13 protein-coding genes and 1 riboswitch are annotated in these 19935 nt (G+C 60.4%); of the genes, 5 read left to right on the top strand and 8 right to left on the bottom strand.

Features of this window, described 5'->3' with window-relative positions:
- Positions 1-162 precede the first annotated feature (162 nt).
- Positions 163-2067, top strand: a complete 1905-nt coding sequence (locus ACQRBR_RS05255; RefSeq protein WP_303880549.1) for an AAA family ATPase — start codon at positions 163-165, stop codon at positions 2065-2067.
- 15 nt (positions 2068-2082) lie between these two features.
- On the opposite strand, the gene ACQRBR_RS05260 is transcribed toward ACQRBR_RS05255, so the two are convergent.
- The 4 genes from ACQRBR_RS05260 to ACQRBR_RS05275 form a co-directional block, all read right to left on the bottom strand.
- A complete protein-coding gene (locus ACQRBR_RS05260) occupies positions 2083-2955 on the bottom strand; it encodes a pyridoxamine kinase (RefSeq protein ID WP_427812500.1) in 873 nt (290 codons plus the stop codon).
- Positions 2956-2991: 36 nt separating this feature from the next.
- Complete coding sequence (locus ACQRBR_RS05265; RefSeq protein WP_427812501.1) at positions 2992-3642, bottom strand: LysE family translocator; 651 nt, start codon at positions 3640-3642, stop codon at positions 2992-2994.
- 120 nt (positions 3643-3762) lie between these two features.
- A complete protein-coding gene (icd, locus tag ACQRBR_RS05270) occupies positions 3763-4905 on the bottom strand; it encodes an NADP-dependent isocitrate dehydrogenase (RefSeq protein ID WP_040369647.1) in 1143 nt (380 codons plus the stop codon).
- Between the two features lie 97 nt (positions 4906-5002).
- Positions 5003-6829: a triose-phosphate isomerase gene (locus tag ACQRBR_RS05275; RefSeq protein ID WP_168935031.1), complete on the bottom strand. Its 1827-nt coding sequence runs from the start codon at positions 6827-6829 to the stop codon at positions 5003-5005.
- A 196-nt stretch (positions 6830-7025) separates the two neighbouring features.
- Between ACQRBR_RS05275 and ACQRBR_RS05280 the strand changes: the two genes are divergently transcribed.
- From ACQRBR_RS05280 to ACQRBR_RS05290, 3 genes are all read left to right on the top strand, one after another.
- Complete coding sequence (locus ACQRBR_RS05280; protein ID WP_427812502.1) at positions 7026-9155, top strand: ribonuclease catalytic domain-containing protein; 2130 nt, start codon at positions 7026-7028, stop codon at positions 9153-9155.
- Between the two features lie 211 nt (positions 9156-9366).
- Positions 9367-9960: a glycerol-3-phosphate 1-O-acyltransferase PlsY gene (gene plsY / locus ACQRBR_RS05285; RefSeq protein WP_204674917.1), complete on the top strand. Its 594-nt coding sequence runs from the start codon at positions 9367-9369 to the stop codon at positions 9958-9960.
- Between the two features lie 56 nt (positions 9961-10016).
- Positions 10017-11018 carry a hypothetical protein gene (locus tag ACQRBR_RS05290; protein WP_427812503.1) on the top strand — a complete coding sequence of 334 codons (1002 nt, stop codon included), beginning with the start codon at positions 10017-10019 and terminating at the stop codon, positions 11016-11018.
- Between the two features lie 133 nt (positions 11019-11151).
- Here ACQRBR_RS05290 and ACQRBR_RS05295 read toward each other — a convergent pair whose 3' ends face one another.
- From ACQRBR_RS05295 to ACQRBR_RS05305, 3 genes are all read right to left on the bottom strand, one after another.
- Positions 11152-13152, bottom strand: coding sequence for an AsmA family protein (locus tag ACQRBR_RS05295; protein WP_427812504.1), 2001 nt, complete (start codon positions 13150-13152; stop codon positions 11152-11154).
- 220 nt (positions 13153-13372) lie between these two features.
- A complete protein-coding gene (locus tag ACQRBR_RS05300; protein ID WP_168935027.1) occupies positions 13373-15076 on the bottom strand; it encodes a 30S ribosomal protein S1 in 1704 nt (567 codons plus the stop codon).
- A gap of 379 nt (positions 15077-15455) precedes the next feature.
- Positions 15456-16328: an SAM-dependent methyltransferase gene (locus ACQRBR_RS05305; RefSeq protein ID WP_050760317.1), complete on the bottom strand. Its 873-nt coding sequence runs from the start codon at positions 16326-16328 to the stop codon at positions 15456-15458.
- 643 nt (positions 16329-16971) lie between these two features.
- A riboswitch (cobalamin riboswitch) is annotated at positions 16972-17169 on the top strand.
- A 21-nt stretch (positions 17170-17190) separates the two neighbouring features.
- Here ACQRBR_RS05305 and ACQRBR_RS05310 point away from each other — a divergent pair.
- A complete protein-coding gene (locus ACQRBR_RS05310) occupies positions 17191-18078 on the top strand; it encodes a sirohydrochlorin cobaltochelatase (RefSeq protein WP_427812505.1) in 888 nt (295 codons plus the stop codon).
- A 521-nt stretch (positions 18079-18599) separates the two neighbouring features.
- On the opposite strand, the gene ACQRBR_RS05315 is transcribed toward ACQRBR_RS05310, so the two are convergent.
- Positions 18600-19880 (bottom strand): phenylacetate--CoA ligase, encoded by a 1281-nt coding sequence (locus ACQRBR_RS05315; RefSeq protein ID WP_006006795.1) that lies wholly within the window; start codon positions 19878-19880, stop codon positions 18600-18602.
- Between the last annotated feature and the right edge of the window lie 55 nt (positions 19881-19935).

Raw genomic sequence — 19935 nt, forward strand, 5'->3', positions numbered from 1 at the left:
GAAGGTCGTAGGTTCAAATCCTGCCCCCGCAACCAGAAAGATCAAGCCCTTACGGTGAATGCCGTAAGGGCTTTTTCGTTTTTTACTATCCGGCGAGATTTACTTATTGCTATTTAGATTAATGCGATGCCATAGTTACCCTAAATACAGGAAGGGCTACCAATGAATATCCATGACATCAAAGAAAATATTTTAAATCTTTACAATGACTCTCAATTGCTGGCAGAAGAAGCAAAATCTGCGCAACTTATGGGGCATCTTAAAATTCTCACTAACCTACTAAGTTTTCTTGAATCCACAGCAAACTTTGTAAAAGATGCCCCCAATATTCATACCTTACAAGAGTACTCTGAAAAATACGCTCAAGGAATCCGATGCCCTCTTGGTAAGCTCAGTAGTAATATTGCAAATGAGCTAAACGAATTAAGTAATCTACTGAATATAGATATATCAAATTTTTTGACATATAAAGAATCTTCCAAAGATTTTCATAACATAAACAGCGTAATATCTAAAATTATAACCAAGTTAAATACGAATAATTTTAAAAATTTATTATCTGCCTATAGTGTACTACAGCATTTGGCTGGACATAATAAAACATTGATTATCCTAGGACCAAACGGAAGCGGCAAAACATCTTTTGCTAATCATATTAAAAACCTAGAAAATAATGTAAAAGTAATTCCAGCCTCAAAGCCTATAAAAGCATTAGGATACATGCCTAGTCTATATGGGGAAACATTACAATCATTTAACAATACTTTATATAGTGGCCACACACTCAATGAAGATGTCCTACAAAAACTTATTATCGGGCTATGTAAAGAACATGATGACATTGCCCGCAAATATTATGATACAAAAACAACAGAGAAAGATTCTATCTATAATAAAGTAAAAAACATCTTTGATGAGTTTTTTGAAGTAAAATTAGATAACTCAGAATTCTCAGAAAAAAAGATGAAAGCCAAAAAGGGAATAGAGCCTCCTTTTGACTTTAACGATATGAGCGATGGTGAACGTGTCGCTTTTTTCTATATTGCTACAGTAATGGCAGCGCCTGACCAAGCGTTCATTATCGTTGATGAACCTGAAAACCATCTAAATCCTGCGATATATAATAAAATCTGGGATAAACTCATAGACGTCAGAGATGACTGTCAATTTATTTTTATTTCACATACCATTGACTTCATCAGAGCAAGAACAAACTTTGAGCTTGTCAAAATAAAAAAATTCGTGCACCCAAATGACTTTGACTTTGAATTTCTTGGATGTTCACTTGAAGATATACAAACAGAGCACCTTGTTGAAATAATAGGAAGTCGCAAGACGATTTTATTCTGTGAAGGTACAAAAACTGACTATGACTATAAGGTATACGAAAAGCTCTTTGGAGAAAAATTTACGGTAATTGCTACAGGTTCATGTATTTCTGTTGCTAATAGCGTTATCGCCTGCAATAAACATGCACAGACATACAGCATACAGTCTGCCGTTGGCATTATAGATTCAGACTTAAAAAGTGAAGAATCGTTGGCAAATTTAAAAAAACAGTCTATTTTTTCATTAAAATGTAATGAAATCGAGATGTTGCTTTTAGACGAGTTTATCTTCAAAGCAGTACTAGAACACACTTTTAAAGAGCCTCAATTATTTGAACAATTTAAGGATGAGTTTTTTAATAAGCTTAATAACAGGAAAGAACACATCATCAGCAGACTTGTCAAAACACAAGTCGATGACAAACTTAGAAGTTCTGTTATAGACGATAAGCAACACAAAACAAAAGAAGAAATAAAAGACAATCTCCATAAAATTTTCACCAAAATAGATATCGACAATATATGGAATACATGCGATGAACAAGTAAGTAATATAATTGAACGTAAAAACTATGATGAGGCACTCAAATTCTGTTGCTTAGGACATGGAGAAATAATTAACGGCATCGCGAATAGATTTGTCCCAAGATACTCTGAACTTGCACTCGGTCTATTAGGGAGTAACAAAAATTTAGCTAACAATATACGCAACAAGTATTTTCCAGAATTATCGTCATAACATAGTGCTATATGTTTAAAACGCCTCGTATTCCCCGATGGCGCAGCGGTCCTGCAACGCGGGCAGGGTGCGCTCCAGCAGCACGCCGTCGCTGTGGCGGGTGTCGTAGCCGTAGGTGACGCGGATGCCCAGGGTCACGAAGCGCACCGCGCGCTCCAGGGCCACGGGCAGGCTGTCTCCCTGGAGGAACGCCCCCACCAGCACGCTGGAGAAGGTATCGCCCGTGCCGGGATAGAAGGCCGAGATATAGGGCGACTCCATCTTCCAGAAGCGCCCCTGCTCGCTGTCATAGGCCACGGCCGCGCAATGGCCGGGACGGGTCGCCGGGGCGCTGGTGATGACCACCCTGTCCGGCCCCATGGCCGCCAGGCGTTGCAGCTGCTCCTTGAGGCCGTCGGGCGAGATGTCCGGCCGGTAGGGCTCGTCCAGCAAAAAGGCCGCTTCGGTGAGGTTGGGCGTGATGACGTGGGCGTGGCCGATGAGCTGGCGCATGGCCTCCACCATCTCCGGCGTCTGGGTGGGGTCCAGGGTGCCGTTGTCGCCCAGCACGGGGTCCACCAGCGCGAAGCCGCCGGGCTTGAGGAAATGGCCGATGCAGCGGGCCGCTATCTCCAGCTGGAGCGGATTGCCCAGAAAGCCGGAATAGACGGCGTCGAAGCTCAGGCCCATCCGCTGCCAGTGATCCAGCATGGGCCCCATCTCGGCGGTCAGGTCATGGAAGGTGAAGCCCTCCACGCCGGAGGTCTGGGAAGACAGCACCGCCGTGGGCAGGGGGCAGGTCTGGACGCCCATGCTGGCAAGGATGGGGATGACCACGGTCAGCGAGGCACGCCCGAAACCGGAAAGGTCATGGATGGCGGCCACACGTTGCAGGGGGATCTCGTGCATGGGTACCTCAGCGGGAAGGGTGTTGGGGGCCGGCGCCTAGATCTTCTCCAGCGCCAGCCGGAAAGCGAAACAGATGAAGATGAGGCCCGTGAGCCGGTGCAGCCAGGCCTGGAAGGACGGCCGGGCGAACAGGCGGCGGATGCGGTGCAGCAGGCTGGCCAGCAGCACGAACCAGCCCAGGCAGAAAAAGGCCATGATGCCGCCCAGCTCCAGGAATTGCGGCCAGAGGGCGGCATGCGGGTCCAAAAACTGCGGCAGCATGGTCAGGAAAAAGACCACGGCCTTGGGGTTGAGGGCATTGGTCAAAAATCCCTGCCGGAAGGCCCGGCGACGCAGGCCGCGGACAGGCTGCGCTTCCGTTTCCCGCCCTCCATGGCGCACCACGGCAGCCGTGACCTCGCGTCCGGCCCGCAGGGCATGGATGCCCATCCAAAACAGATAGGCGGCCCCGGCATAGCGCAAAAGCGTGAACAGGGTGACGGACTGGGCGATGACCGCGCTGATGCCCAGCATGGCGGCCGAGGTGTGGACCATGATGCCCAGCGCCACGCCGCAGGCCGCGGCCTGACCGGAGCTGCGCCCCTCCGTGAGGGACGTGCGGACGATGAGGGCAAAGTCCGGGCCGGGCAGCATGACCAACAGCGCCGCCAGCGGGATGTAGAGGAGCAGGTTTTCCAGCGAGACCATGCGTCGTTCCTGTAGACCGTCCGCGATCACGGGACGGGAAACAAAGGGAGGAAGGGCCCTTCCCGCAGGGGTGCGCCCTTCCTCCCGGATATACGGAGACAGTGCGAGATGACGCGGCTGCTACAGACAGGCGCCGATGATCTCGCCGAATTCCTGGCAGCCCACCACACGGGCGCCTTCCACCTGGGCGGCCAGGTCCACGGTGACGGCGCGGCCGGCGATGGCCTTGCTCATGGCGTTGCGGATGCGCTCGGCAGCCGCGGGCACGCCCATCTGTTCCAGCATCAGAGCGCCGCACAGGATCACGCTGCCGGGGTTGGCCTTGTCCTGACCGGCGATGGTGGGAGCGGTGCCGTGGGTGGCCTCATAGAAGGCCAGGGAGTCGGACATGTTGACGCCCGGGGCCAGGCCCAGACCGCCCACCTGCGCGGCCAGGGCATCGGAGATGTAGTCGCCGTTGAGGTTGGGGGTGGCCAGGATCTGGTACTGTTCGGGACGCAGCAGGGCTTCCTGGAACATGGCGTCGGCGATGCGGTCCTTGACCACCAGACGGCCTTCCACGGGTTCCTTCTCGGTGCAGGTCAGGTCGCCGAATTCCTGGGCGGCCACATCGTAGCCCCACTGGCGGAAGCCGCCTTCGGTGAACTTCATGATGTTGCCCTTGTGCACCAGGGTCAGGCTCTTGCTGCCGGTATCCAGGGCAAAGCGCAGGGCGCGGCGCACCAGACGCTTGGAGCCGAACTCGCTCATGGGCTTGATGCCCACGGCGGCTTCCTCGCGGATCTTGGTCACGCCGAACTCTTCACGCAGGAAGGCGATGAGCTTCTTGGCTTCCGGGGTCTGGGCGGCGTATTCGATGCCCGCGTACACGTCTTCGGTGTTCTCGCGGAAGATGACCATGTTCACGCGCTCGGGATGCTTGACCGGCGTTTCCAGGCCTTCGAAGTGACGCACGGGACGGATGCAGGCGTACAGGTCCAGCGTCTGGCGCAGGGCCACGTTGAGGCTGCGGATGCCGGTGCCCACGGGGGTGCCCAGGGGGCCCTTCATGGCGAAATCGGCGGTGCGCAGGGCGTTCATGGTCTCCTCGGGCAGGGGGGAGCCGGTCTCGGCCGTGGCCTTTTCACCGGCCAGCAGTTCCACCCACTCGATGCGCATGTCCGATTCCTTGGCCAGCGCGGCGTCGATGACAGGGCGGGCGGCGCGCCAGATTTCGGGGCCGATGCCGTCGCCTTCGATCCAGTAAACTCGTTTGCTGCTCATTGTCTGCATCCTTTTCTGTATTCCTGATTGCGGCCGCCGGGGGCGGGCCTGCAGGCAAAAAACGGCGCACCGGGGACACCGGCGCGCCGTCATGCGTCTAGTCTTCGGCTGCGCGGGCTTCCTGCTGCAGGGCCTGCGAGCGCTTGAGCAGCTGCTCAAGCTGGATGTCCACACCGATGACGCCCACGATGTTGTCGTCATCGTCCGTCACCGGGCAGGACACGGTGATGACCAGCTTGCCCGTGAACTGGGACTGGTACACGTCCATGATGTGCATGTCGCCGGTCTGCATAGGCATCTTGAACCATTCGCGCTGCGAGAAGTCGAAGCCGATGGGCAGGGCCTCGTACTTTTCACGGTAGGCCGGGTCGGTGATGGCCGCGCACTTGAGGCTGCCCTGAGTATCCGTAAGGTAGAGGTACTGGATGAAGGGATACTCGCGCGAGAAGCTGTCCAGGCGGGCGCAGGCATGCTTGCCGAAGTCCCGCAGGTCCTCGTTCTGCGCCAGACGGGCGATGAGGTGGGCGGCCAGCTCGTCGGCCAGTTCCTTCATGTGGTCGAACTCGGTCTCGAACAGTTCCGGCATGTAGCGCTGCACCAGGGCGGCCATTTCATCATGCGACAGGTGCGTGGTGCGGCCGGTGTCGTAGATGGCCACGATGGCTTCGTAAATCTGGCCCACGGCGGGGTGCTTCTTGGAGATCTGCTTGCCCTCGGGCAGCTTGAGGTTGACGTTGATCCAGTAGGCCACCCCGGCACGACCGGTCTTGTCGGTGATGATGATGGGCACGGGACGGCCCAGCAGATGCTTGGTGTCGAAGATGTTGTAGATCTCTTCGTTCTTGGCCAGACCGTCGGCATGCACACCGGCGCTGGTGGCGTTGAAGTCGCGGCCCACGAAGGGATAGTTGTAGGGGATGTTGTAGTGCAGTTCTTTTTCAAAGAACTCGGCCACCTCGCTCAGGATGGTGGTGTCGGCGGCGGCATCGTCACCGGTGAGCGAGATGTATTCGATGATCAGGGCTTCCAGCGGCGTGTTGCCCGTGCGCTCGCCAAAGCCGAACAGCGTGCTGTTGACCGCGCCGCAGCCGTTGAGCCAGGCCGTGACGCCGTTGACCAGTACCTTGTGGAAGTCGTTGTGGCCGTGCCATTCCAGCCATTCGCCGGGCACACCGGCCTCGTCGGTGAAGGCACGCACGATGCGCTGCACCGAGCGGGGCAGGGCCGCGCCGGGATAGGGCACGCCGTAGCCCATGGTGTCGCACAGGCGGATCTTGACCGGCATGCCGCTCTGCTGGCTCAGCTCCATGAGTTTCTGGGCAAAGGGCAGGCAGAAGCCGTAGATATCGGCGCGGGTGACGTCCTCGAAATGGCAGCGCGGGATGATGCCCCATTCCAAGGCCTGCCGGGCCAGGTCCAGATACATGTCCATGGCCTGCTGGCGGGTCTTCCCCAGCTTGAGATAGATGTGGTAGTCCGACACGCTGGTCAGCATGCCGGTCTCGTCGAACTCCATATCCCGGGCCAGCTTGAGGTCTTCCTTGTTGGCGCGGATCCAGGAGGTCACGCGCGGGAAGCGGTAGCCGCGCGCCCGGCAGACGTCGATGCACTTGCGGTCCTTGGCCGAGTACAGGAAGAACTCCGACGCCGTGATGAGGCCCGTCTTGCCGCCCATGCGGTGCAGGAAGTCGAACATCTTGGCCACCTGTTTGACCGTATACGGCGGCCGGGCCTGCTGGCCGTCACGGAAGGTGGTGTCCGTGATGCGCATCTGTTCGGCAGGACGCGGGGCAAGGAGCACCTCGTCGAAAGTCGTGCGACAGATGCTGGTGTAAGGAAAAAGCTCGCGGTACAGCTGGGGCTGTTCCCGTTCCTGAAGCGAAAGCGGGCGAACGCTGCCCGTCTGGTGGATGATGCTGCTCATGGAACTCCGTCCGGCCTGAAAAGTGACGTACAAGGTAAGGAATATATCCTGTTAGCGACGGCGCGTCAAAGGGCCGGCGGGACGGCGCTCCGGCCTTCGGACGTGTCGAAGGATGCGCCGCCGGGACTTGCCAGAACAGGCAAAATGACGGATTGTACCGCCTATCGGAGCCCATCCTCCGGTTGAAGGAGCTTTTATGTCGGTTTGTGTGCAGTACCCCTCGGCGGGCTGCATTGTGGAATATCTTGAAGGCAATGCCATCCAGATCGCGCTGGTCACCGAAGAATCTGGCGGCAAACTGCGTCTTTTGCTGCCCAACCGGCGCGAGACGCGTCTCACCACGTCGCGCCTGCTGCCCTGGGCCGGGCCCGCACTGGGCTCCGTGCCCGGCAAGGACGAGTCCGCCCGCGTGCTGGAGCAGCACCGCGCCCGCCGCGAGGAACTGGCCGCGGCCCTGCCCGTGCTGGAACTGTGGGAAATGAGCCAGGGCGAGGTGCCGGAAGCCTCGGCCCAGTGGTTCGCCGAACTGGCCGGTCAGGCCGGGGACGCCGACAGCGTCGCCGCCTGCGGGCGCGCCCTGCTGGCCTGCAAGAGCCACTTCCGCTTCCAGCCGCCCGTCTTCCAGATCTTTTCCGCCGAGATGGTGGAAAAGCGCCTCAAGGAACAGCAGGAACGCGCCGCCCGCGAGGCCCTGGTGCTGGGCGGCAACAGCTTTTTCCGCCTGCTCTGGGACGTGGCCTGCAAAAAACGCGCGCTGCCGCCCCAGCCCGGCGAGGATACCCGGGGCATCTCCGAATGGCCGGCCCCCGAAGTGGCCGAACGCCTGAAGCAGATCCTGTTCGCCCGCATGGCCGACCCCGAGAGCCAGGAATACGACGAACTGTGGCGCATGCTCTCCAAGGGCCTGCCCGACGTGCCGCACCTGCCCGTGCAGCTGCTCATGGCCTGGGAACAGGTGCCCGCCCATTACAATTTCTGGTATGACCGCGCGGGCTACGCCCCCGGCGACGACTGGTGGCAGCCTCTGGCCCCGGCCGTGGAGGCCCTGCAGCAGGCCGCCCGCGAGGTGGAGCTGCCCGCCTGCGACCTGCCCTTCATCAGTATCGACAGCGCCACCACCCGTGACGTGGACGACGCGTTCCACATCCTGCCCACGGACGACGGCGGTTTCGACCTGACCCTGGCCCTGGCCTGCCCGGCCGCCTGCTGGCCTTTCGGCGAGGCCCTGGACAAGGCCGTGTTCCGCCGCGGCACCAGCATCTACCTGCCCGAGGGCGACAGCCACATGATGCCCGAAGCCCTGGGCACGGACGCATTCTCCCTGCTGGCCGGTCAGGACCGCCCGGCCTTCTGTGTGCGGACGCGCATCTCGGCCGCGGGCGAGATCCTTTCCTGCGAGCCCTGGGCCGCGCGGGTGCGCCTGGCCGCCAACCTGACCTACGACGACACCCAGGCCGTCCTCGACGCCCTGGCCGCCGGTGAGGCCCCGCAGGCGGACAACCCCGCCGCGCCCTGGGCCACCATGCTGGCCTGCGGCAACGACTTTGCCCGCGTCTGGCAAAAGGCCCGCATCGCGCGCGGGGCCGTCATCATGGACCGGCCCGAACCGTCCATCGTGCTGGAAGGCGAAGGCGCGCAGACGCGCGTATCCATCGAGCCCGGCCACGAGACCCCGGATTCCCAGCCGCTGGTGGCTGAGATGATGATCCTGGCCAGCGCCGCCGTGGCCCAGTGGGCCGCGGAACGCGAGATCCCCATGCTGCACCGCACCCAGGACGTGGCCCTGCCCAAGGAATACGCCGGCGTCTGGAAGGAGCCCCAGGACATGACGCGCATCATGCGCGCCCTGATCCCCTCCAGCCTCGAAGTGCAGGCCCGGCCGCACGCCGCCCTGGGCCTGGCGCGCTACACGCCCATGACCTCGCCCCTGCGCCGTTATCCCGACCTCATCAACGAGGCCCAGCTGCTGCACTGGCTCACCCACGGCACGCCCCGCTGGGACAGCGAGGCCCTGTCCACCCTGCTGGTCAGCCTCAATGCCGTGCTGGACGCCGCCGGGCAGGTGCAGCGCTTCCGCCCGCGTTACTGGAAGCTGCTCTACTTCCGCCAGCAGGGCGACAAGGTCTGGTGGGACGGCGTGGTCACCGAAGAAAACGACATGTTCGTCAATGTGAGCCTGCCCGCACAGGGCATGTACGTGCGCGGCAAACGCCGCATGTTCGATGAACGTACCTGCCCCGGTATGGCCGTGCAGGTGCGCATCGGCCGCGTGCACCCGCTGTACAACGAGATCCAGATCCTCGAAGCCGTCAGCATGGACGGCTGATGCGGATATTCGGAGCAGAGTTTCCGGGGGGAAGGGACCCCCTTTAACCAGCGCCCAAAGGGTGTCCCTTCCCCCCAGGCCCCCCATCCTCCCCCAAATGCGCTTCATCAGGGGAAACGGGCCGTACGGAAACGGGACACTACAGGGATAAACAACGCCATGGCAGCCGCTGTGGCGGGGCAAGGACAGCCCCGGTTCAAGGAGGAGGAATATGACGGCCTTTTTGTGTATCGTTCTGGGTTATGTGCTGGGTTCCGCCCCGTGGGGGCTGGTCATCGCCCGCACCTTCTGCGGCATCGATCCCCGTAACGACGGCAGCCGCAACACCGGCGCCACCAACGTGGCCCGCCTGTGCGGTTTCCGCTGGGGCGTGCTGACCCTGGCCTGTGACCTGGGCAAGGGCGCCCTGCCCGTGGCCCTGGCCCTGTGGCTGGACCTTTCGCCCCTGCTGGTGACCTGCGTGGCCCTGGCCTGCGTGCTGGGCCATGTGTTCTCCTGCTTCATGGGCTTCCGCGGCGGCAAGGCCGTGGCCACCAGCATCGGCGTGTTCCTGCCGCTGGCCTTCTTCCCCCTGCTCTTCTCCTGCGCGGCCTGCGTGCTGGTCATCTGGCGCAGCGGCTTCGTCTCGCTGGGTTCCCTGACCCTGGTCACGGTGCTGCCCTTTGCCCTGCTGGCCGCCACCAAGTACGCCTGGGTGCCCCTGTCGCTGTGCATCTGGGCCCTGGTGGTCTGGAAGCACAAGGAGAACATCGCCCGCCTGCGCGCCGGCACCGAAAAGAGCTGGCTCAAGAGCCGCCAGAAGTAATTTATAGTTGAGGGGCAATATTGCCCCTCAACTTATTTATATACTAGAAAAATATTATGGCAGAGCTGAAACTATCAGAAGAAGGGCGCCTGTATACTCAAACAAATATCAATGGAGAAATTATCACTATTCATTTTCATCCACGAATAACTAACTGGCTAAAAGAACATCAAATAAAAATTGGAGCAAGACTTCCATACGCATGGAAAAAAGAAACTAGGCGATGGCAATATACTGATTCAGAACTTGCACAGTATAACGGAAAAGAATCATTCTGCAGAAAAACTCAATGTCCCGTTTGCGGAGATGATGTTTTTTATTATGAAAATAATTTTGGCAGCAAAGTTTATTTTGACTGTCTAGGTTTTCCATGGCTCAAACATCCCTGTACCAATAATTCTTTTTTAACCGAAAAGCATACTCAAGCCCTTAAGAAAACTAAAAAACATACAAAAATATATAAGTCAGCAGCTCTTCAAAATCAGTATAAAGTGGTTCAGAGACCCGCAAGATGCAAAATAATTAAGCAACATATTGTAAATAATTTATTGTATATTCTTATTTCCATAAGAAATAACGCATATATATTTATCACCAATCATTTAGAATCAATTCCAACAGAAGTAGACTCATTTCCCCCCGAAAAGGCATTACTATGTATAAATGATAAAAAAATCTATGGAAAAACTATTACACCCCCAATTTTTTTCCAGCATAAACTACGAGGTGGAGAATTTTATATTATTTTAAGAAAAATAGTCATCAATAAAATAACATATGCTATATTTCAGCGTGCGTCGCATATACTCTGTGTAGCTTTTGAATGTCATTCCAACCTAGACATTGGAAAACATTTCCTTATATTGTTTAGGCGTCAGCGCGCCTTTATCGCTTCAAGCATATTCAGCAAAGATTCCATCATCATTTTCAAAACAAATAGTAAGCATCATATAGACGCTCTAAAAAATACACTAAAATATAACAGACCAATACCAGAAGATCTAGACAAAAAATCAAAAATATATGATTTTTTAAATATATATATAAAATCACTATAGAGGAAACAATATCTATACATTAAAAAGGCCTCTCCTCAGTATGAGGAGAGGCCTTTTTTCATGTCACAACGTCCCATAATAAAGCGTGTTTGGGGGAAGAAGGGGGGCCTTCCCCCCAAAAAAACTTTCCCTGCTAACGGCCGAGCAGCCCCCGGATGGCGCCGCCGGCGCCACGCACGGCACCGCCGATGCTGCTGCCCGCGTCACGGGCCGTATCACCGGCCGCGCTGCCCGCCTTCTTGCCGCCCTCCAGCAGATTGCTGCCGAGCCCCTTGACCGCGTCCAGAGCGAACTTGGAGTCCAGCGAGAACGAAAGGTTGTCGAAAGGCCCTTCGTAGTTCACGGGGATGTTCAGGCCCAGCGTGGTGATGGTGGCCGTGCCCTTGAGGTGCTGGCGCGGCAGGCTGGCGTGGGCCTGGCCCCTGGCCTGGAGCTTGGGCGAGGTGGCCGTCATGGGCGCCAGGTCGGCTTCGCCCTTGCGCAGCACGAAGGGCACATGCACCTGCTCGAAGGTATCGGAAACAGCGCCCTTGAGGCCGGGCACCGAATGCAGCAGGGAGGTCAGGGCCGGGATGTGCATGTTGCGCAGCCGCAGGTCGCCCGAACCGGAAAGGGCGGCCATCATGGCGTCGGCGCCTGTGCCGCTCGTGGTGCAGGAGGCCTTGAGGGCCGCCAGGCCTTCCACGGAGCGGGGCTTTTCCAGGGATTCCTGCAGGGGGCCCAGAGCCACTTCGGCCGCATCCAGATCCAGCGCATACTTGCGGTTCCGGAGGTCGGCACGACCGCCGGCGGACAGGCTGCCGCCGCTTTCCAGCACGCCCTGGAAGGAGGTCAGGCGGTAATCGCCCTTGCTGCCGCTCAGGGCCAGAGAGATGTCACGCAGATGCATCTTCTTCCAGCCCAAAGACGACATGGCCAGCCGCAGATTGATGGTTGGCCAGTTGGTGGCGCTTTCCTTGTCCGCAGCCGCCACGGCCTTGCCTTCCTTGCCCTTGACCGTCCCCGCGTCCTTGCCGCTTTCGGGCAGGGGCAGATATTCATCCAGTTGCAGCTTGCCCAGGCTCAGGGAGCCTTCCATGGCGAGCACGTCCCGGAAGTGCAGGCGCAGTTCCGCCCGCAGGGGCGTGGCGTCCAGCTTGCCCTTGCACTGGGAAAGCGCCAGCGTGTCACCCTCCCAGGTCACGGAACCCTTGAACAGCAGGGCGTCCTGCGCATGGGGCTTGAGCTGCACGCCCAGGGCCGAGGCCAGCTTGCGCGGCGCGCCTTCCAGCAGGGCCGAGCCCGTGAAGGTCGGGCCGTCCAGGCCCAGCGTGCCGGTGAGGCCCACGCGGCCGTGCGGCACGGAAAGGCTCAGGCGGGACAGATGCAGCTGCCGGGCCGCCGTATCCAGCGAGGCATCGCCCTGCAGCTGTACGGGCCCGAGGCCCGCGGGCAGGAGGCCACGGCGGGAAGGTGTGATGGTCAGGGAAAGATTCTGCACACGCGGGGCCATGCCGAAGAGACCGGCCTGGGCATCCAGGGCCAGGGTCCCGGCCAGCGTGCGCCCGGCGGTAAGCAGATCATAGGTGAAATCGCAGCGCAGGACGGCGTCCTGGCCGTTGCGCAGGTTTTCTACAGAAAGGTTGATGTCGCGCAGGTCGTAGCGCTCGCTGCCCTTCTCCACATGCAGGCTGCCCTTGCTCAAGGTCAGGCGGCCCAGCTCCAGCGGCAGAAGCACCTCGCTGCCGGGCTTGTTGCCGGCAGTATTGCCGGAGGCCGTTCCCGCAGGCGCAGCGGCCTTGCCTTCCGGCAGCAGCAGGGTCAGCGAGGGGCTGTCCAGACGGACTTCGCCGATGACCAGCTCTCCGTGCAGCAGCGGTTCCAGCTCCAGATGGGCCTCACCGCCCTTGGCGGTGAAGCGCATGCCCTGCCCGTCCTGCACGCCGTCCCAGCTGACAGCGGTGAATTTGGCCCCGGGGGGCAGCAGGGAAAGCTCGGGCGGGCTGGCGAAGCGCACGGGCGTTCCTGTGGCTTTTTCCACCGCGGCCGAGATCTGGCCGCTGATGAACTCGGTATCCAGCTGGCTGATCACTATGGCCAGTACCGCCGCCAGTACCAGAACGATACCTCCGATCCAGCAAAGCACGCGCTTCATATCCGCCTCCGATGGCCTGTCTGTCCTGTGGTCGGGCTATAGGACAACTGTAGGGCATCGCCAGTCCCGAGGCAAGCCGGGCCGCCGCGGCCGCGGGCTCCCTGCCCGCGGAAGAACGCGAGGCCCACAGGATGCCCTGCCATAGCCAAGCTGCCTTGCGGACGCAAAAAGGGGGAGCCTTGCGGCTCCCCCTTCATATTCGCAAACCGGTCCGTGAGGACTAGTTGTTTTCCTGAGCGGCCTTCAGCAGGTCGCCGAGGCTCTGACCGGCTTCCTGGGGACCAGCGTGGAATTCTTTGGGCTTGCGGCGGTCTTCGTCGTCCTTGATCTGCTTGATGGACAGACCCAGGCGGCGTTCTTCGGCGCTCACGTGGATGACCTTGGCCTGGATCTCCTGACCTTCCTTGTAGAGCTCGGCAGGGCTCTTGATCTTCTTGCTGGAAAGTTCGGAAACGTGCACCAGACCTTCGATGCCTTCTTCCACTTCCACGAACAGACCGAAGTCGGTGATGTTGGTCACCACGCCCTTCACGGTGCAGCCCACGGGGTAGGTGCTGGGCACGTGGCCCCACGGATCATCGACCAGCTGCTTGATGCCCAGGGTGAACTTTTCGTTTTCCTGGTCAACGGTCAGCACCTTGGCCTGCACGGTGTCGCCCACCTTGTAGATCTCGTTGGGATGACGCACCTTCTTGGTCCAGCTGATGTCGGACACATGGATGAGGCCGTCGATGCCGTCTTCGATACCGATGAACATACCGAATTCGGTGATGTTCTTGATGACGCCTTCGAGGATGGTGCCTTCAGGATACTTTTCGGCCACCAGTTCCCAGGGATTGGGACGGACCTGCTTCATGCCCAGGCTGATGCGCTTCTTCTCGCCGTCCACACCCAGGATGACGACTTCGACTTCGTCACCGGTGTGCACCATCTGGGAAGGATGACGCAGCTTGCGGGTCCAGGACATTTCGGAGATGTGCACCAGGCCTTCCACGCCGGGTTCCAGTTCCACGAACGCACCGTAGTCCACCAGGTTGGTGACCTTGCCGGTGCACTTGGCACCTTCGGGGAAGCGGGCGGAGATGTCCTGCCACGGATCGGGCACCAGCTGCTTGAGGCCCAGGGAGACCTTGTTGTTCTCGCGGTCGAAGGAGAGCACCTTCAGGGTCAGGTCCTGACCCATGGTGATCATTTCCTTGGGATGGCGGATGCGCTTCCAGCTCATGTCGGTGATGTGCAGCAGGCCGTCCAGACCGCCCAGGTCCACGAACACGCCGTATTCGGTGATGTTCTTGGCCTTGCCGTGCACGATCTGACCTTCTTCCAGGGTGCGCAGCAGATCCTGACGCTTGGAATCACGCTCTTCTTCCAGCAGCACGCGGCGGGAAACGATCACGTTGCTGCGGCGGCGGTTGATCTTCAGCACGCGGAATTCAAATTCCTGGTTGACCAGAGCGTCCATGTCGGGCACGGGACGCAGGTCCACATGCGAGCCAGGCAGAAAAGCTTCAACCCCGCCGATGTCCACGGTGTAGCCGCCCTTGATGCGACGCACGATGTGGCCCTTGATGACCCGGTTGTTTTCCTGCACGTCTTCGAGCTGGTCAAAGACCTGCATGCGCTTGGCCTTCTCAAAGGACAGCGTGATGGTGCCTTCCATTTCGTTCTTGCGAACGACGTAGACATCCACACGGTCGCCCACGCTGACGGTCATGTTGCCGGCGGCGTCACGGAACTCGCTGGCCGGGATCTGGCCTTCGGACTTGAAGTTCACGTCCACCAGAACATTGTCGTCATCCACGCGAACGATCTCGCCCTTGGTGATAGAGCCTTCTTCGAGGTCGCCGAAGTCGGGATTGAGATAGTTTTCAAGGGCGCTTTCGAAACTCATTTCGTTTTCGTGCCCGGTTTCCTTGTCTGCCATGCTTGACATGCCTCCAAACATAATTTGTCCCCTGTGCGGGGGTGAAAGAAAGTAGCAAAAGGAAAGGCAAAGCACAAGGCGAAAATGGCCCGGACACGTGTCAGGGCACGCGGAACGGCCCTTTCCACGCCATGGTCGACGAACGGAACGTTGTGAAAGGACAGGGAAAAGAGCTCCCCATTCCTGACAATGGTTCCTGAAAAGAAAAAGGGAGGTGCGGCACCGCAAGGCAGGGCCTCGCCCCCGGAAGGCCGTGCCGGACTGCCTGCCATGGCTGCATATACCCATCGCCGTCTGCCCCCTGCGATGACCGGAAAACGAAAAGCGGGCACACCGTCCGGCGACGGCATGCCCGCATCATGGCGATGGAAAGGATGGCTTAGTCGGCCAGCTTCACGAAGGTCAGCTCGTGCTTGTTGCAGGAAAGATGCAGCAGACGGCCGCCCGGGATGGCCGCGAAGGCCCGCGCCGTCTCGTGGTCGGTCTGGGCCTGGAACTTGAGCGTGCAGACCACGTTGCGGCAGGCATCGGCCGCCAGCCATTCCTGCACGGTCTCCAGCAGGCGGTCGGGGTAGCATATCATGTCCGAGAACAGCCAGTCCACCTGGCCCACATGGCGCGGCTCAAGGCCGAAGCCGCTGCCCAGACAGTGGTTGACGCCGGGCATGGCCGCCACCTGGGGCGCCAGCTCGGCCTTGTCCACGCTGAACACGCGGCAGCCCAGCCGCCCCAGCACCCAGGTCCAGCCGCCCGGCGCGGCGCCCAGGTCGATGCACAGTTCCCCCGGCGCGGGCGTGCGCCCGGTCAGGGTGAATACTTCCCACAGCTTGAGGTAGGCGCGTCCCGGCGGGTCCTCGCGGTTTTCCACGAACTGCACTTCCCCGTCGGCAAAGGGCGAGGTGGTGCGCGGCGAGGCCAGCATCAGGTCTTTTTCCCACAGGGTGAAGGCCCCCAGCGGCGCGGACGGAGCGGGCGTGCCGAAGTGCAGAGGCCGTGCCGCCACATAGGGCAGCTGCTCCTGCATGAGGCGCAGACGCCGCACATGTCCGCCAAGGGTGGGGATGTGCGCCCGCCAGTTGCGTTGCAGAGCCGAGAGCTGCCGTGCTCCGCTGCCGATGGAAGTGATGGGGATCCAGCGCGGTTCCGTCCAGACGTTCTGGGCCCAGGCCGCGGGCTCCGTGCCCCGGGCCAGCACCAGACGGCCACGCACGGTGATGACGCGGTCCCCCAGCTCTTCCAGCAGGGGCTGCATGTAGTCACGCGCCGCCACCTGCACGCTGAAATCTTCTTTGGGCAGGGCCGAACGGGGCAGGTCGGGCCAGCGACGGGCCAGAATCACCTGTTCCTGCTGCCGGGCCTCGCGCCGCTGTTCCCGGCGCTCCTGCCGCCAGCGAGGCAGGGCATGGGCCTCCCCGGCGGCATGTTCCGGCTGTTCCGCCTTCTTGCCCCGGCCCGTTTTGGCCCGGGCGGGAGCCTGCGCTGCCGGCTCCCCGGAAACACGACGCCCGGAACGGCGGGACGGGCCTTGCCTGTCCGCGCCCTGCTCCGGGCTGGCCTTGCCCCCGCTGCGACGGCGGGGCGCTGAACGTTTTTTCTCTTCCCTGTCGGCTTCCTGCGGGGCCTGCTCCTCATGGAGGGCGCCACGACGGGGCGCGGGAAATGATCGACTGTGCGTACTCATGCGGTCAGCATAGCCCAAAGCCCGGACAAGGCCAAGCGTCCGCCGGCCTCCTTCGGCGCGCGGGGATGGCGCGAGGGCGAAAAAACGGCATGCCCGTCCTCCCCTCGCGGACCTGCGCCGCCCGTGCCGCAACGGCCGGACAAAAGGAGCCTTCCCCCCGCACCTCCCGGACAGTACAGGCTTTTACTTTCCCGCCCGGCTTGACTTTTATGCTCCAAACCGTTTCTGATGGCGCATCCATGCGGGGAATTCCGTGCAAATCGGAAACAGTCGCGCTGCGGTAAGAGGGTACGGAGCTTCTTTGGCGACACGCCACGACAGCCAGCCGTCACGGTGAAGGCGAAGCAAAGGCCCGGAGGCATGCCTCCCCATTCCCTCAAGTCCGAATACCCGCCCCATCCCTAACCTTTCAACGCGTCATTGAGGAGGTTCCATGCGTCACATCCCCACAACATCCCTGCGCTCCACGCTGCTGGCCCTGCTGCTCACCCTCTGCCTGGCCCTGCCTGCCCTGGCGGCCCAGAAGGAAGGCCTGCTGCTGGTGGCCTTCGGCACCAGCGTGCCCGAGGCCCAGCCCGCCCTGACCGCCATCGACAAGGAATTCAAGGCCGCCTTCCCCCACAGTCCCGTGGTCTGGGCCTATACCTCCAGCATCATCCGGGCCAAGCTGGAAAAGAAGGGCGTGCATATCGGTGACGTGGCCGCCGGTCTGGAAGAACTGGCCCGGCAAAAGGTGGACGTGGTGCGCGTCCAGTCCCTGCATGTGGTGGCCGGTGAGGAATTCAGCGAGATGGAGCGTCTGCTCGTCAGCTGGCTGGCCCGCCATCCCGACACGTTCCAGGCCGTCTATCTGGGCCGCCCGCTGCTGGAATCCCGGCAGGATGCCGAAGATGTCTGCCGCGCCGTCCTCGGCGCCACCGAAGGCAAGCGCAAGTCCGGCGAGCTGCTGGCCCTCATGGGCCACGGCCAGAGCCACGGCCGGGGCGACATGATCATCGAAGGCATGCGCGCCGCCCTGGCCGATGCCGACAACCTGGCCGTGCTGGCCACGGTGGAAGGCTCGCGCGGTTTCGACCAGGTGCTTGCCGCCATCAAGACCAGCCGCGCGTCCGTCATCTGGCTCCAGCCCTTCATGGTGGTGGCCGGGGACCATGCCCGCAACGACCTGGCCGGTGACGAGCCCGATTCCTGGGCCTCGCAGATCCGCGCCCTGGGCCTCACCCCCCGCCCCGTACTCACCGGTCTGGGCGAGCTGCCCGGCGTGCGCGCCGTCTTCGTGCGTCACGCCCGCGACAGCCAGGACGATCTGCTGAAGCAGTAAGACAAGATGCCGCCAAGGGGAGACGGGGCCCCTTTTGGAAAAGGGTCCCCCTTCTCCCCCTGGACCCCCTCTTCCCCCCTAAAACTTTTTCTCCGGTCCGGCCGGATGGTCCCCGTCGCTGTCTGAAAGGACAGGCCATCCGGCACAGGACAGGCAGCCCGCAGCCCCGTCAGCCAGACGGTCGCAGAGACGAGAATCATAGACTTCAACTAAAAAAGGACGCCACGCATGGCGTCCTTTTTTATTGGCTTCTTTGGGGTGGCCCAAACTGTGCGACCGTTTGTCCGCGAAGTCCTGGCCGTTTCCTTCCCATAAAAAAGCAATCATCTCTCCCCGGCCCACCTGCCGCCCCTGCTTTCGTGCGACCGGGGGACGGGCGTACGAAGAAAGCCCGCCGTGGTCAGGCGGGCCTTCACTGATCCGAACAAAAGTTTTTGGGAGGGATGGGGGGAGCTTGAGGGGGGAAGGGGCGACCTTTTTTCAAAAAGGGCCCCCTTCCCCTCTCAAAAAACAACCACCGCCTAGCGCAGGTCGGTGACGCGCTTGGACTTGCTGAAGGTACGGGGCAGGCTGGCGTGGTCGGCAAGCTTCACGGCCACGCGGGCCAGCAGGGACTTGTGCAGGCGCTGTTCCAGCGCGGCCACCAGCTGGGCATCGCCGCCGGAGGTGGCGCCCTGGGCGCGTTCCACGGTCAGGGTCATGTGGTCCAGCGAGCGGTCGTCGCGGGTCAGTTCCACATGATATTCGCCGCCCAGCTCGGGGAAGGCGCCGATGACGTCCATGATCTGGCCGGGGTAGATGTTGACGCCGCGGTAGATGATCATGTCGTCGGAGCGGCCGAGGATGCGGTCATGGCGGGGCATGCTGAGGCCGCAGGGGCAGTCGCCGGGCAGCAGGCGGGAAAGGTCGTGGGTGCGGTAGCGCAGCAGGGGCACGGCCTCCTTGCGCAGGCTGGTGACCACCATCTCGCCCACTTCGCCTTCGGGCACGGGCTGCAGGGTCTCGGGATCGAGGATCTCGATGATGAACATGTCGGCCCAGTAGTGCAGGCCGTTGTGCTCGTCGCAGTCGATGGCCGTACCGGGGCCGTACATTTCGGTCATGCCCGCGATGTCATAGCTGCTTTCCAGACCCAGCTTGCTCTCGATGGCCAGACGCATCTTTTCGCTGCGGATTTCCGAACCGCAGATGACCTTGCGCAGCTTGAGCTTGTCGCGGATACCGGCGCGCTCCACTTCTTCGGCCAGCAGCAGGGCCATGGAGGCCGTGGCGCCGAAACAGGTGGAACCCATGTCGCGCAGGAGCTGCAGATGCATCTCCAGGTTGCCGGGGCCCACGGGGATGGTGAGCATGCCGAAGCGCTCGCTGCCCAGCTGGAAGCCCGCACCGGCCGTCCACAGGCCGTAACCCACGGCCACCTGCATGCGGTCCATGGGGGTCAGGCCCGCCATCTCGTAGCAACGGGCCATCTGCAAGGTAAAATTGTTCACGTCATTGGCCGTGTAGGCCAGGATCTTGCGCTTGCCCGTGGTGCCGCTGGAGGCATGGATGCGCACCACTTCCTCTTCGGGCACGCAGAGCAGGGGCAGGGGATAGCCTTCGCGCAGGTCTTCCACGTCCACAGTGGGCAGACGGCGCAGATCGTCCAGCGAGGTGATGTCGTCAGGCGTGACGCCACAGGCTTCCAGACGTTTGCGGTACTGGGGGGACTTGAAAGCCTGGCGCACGGTGAAGCGCAGGCCTTCCAGCTGCTGGCGGGCGATCTCTTCGGGAGAAAGCCGGGGGATGAAACGGTGAGTCATGGAACTGTCTCCTTGAGATCATGGACCGTGGCAACAGGGGCCACAGGGGGCCGCC

Source organism: Desulfovibrio sp. SGI.133 (genome assembly GCF_050313955.1).
Taxonomy (GTDB): Bacteria; Desulfobacterota; Desulfovibrionia; order Desulfovibrionales; family Desulfovibrionaceae; genus Desulfovibrio.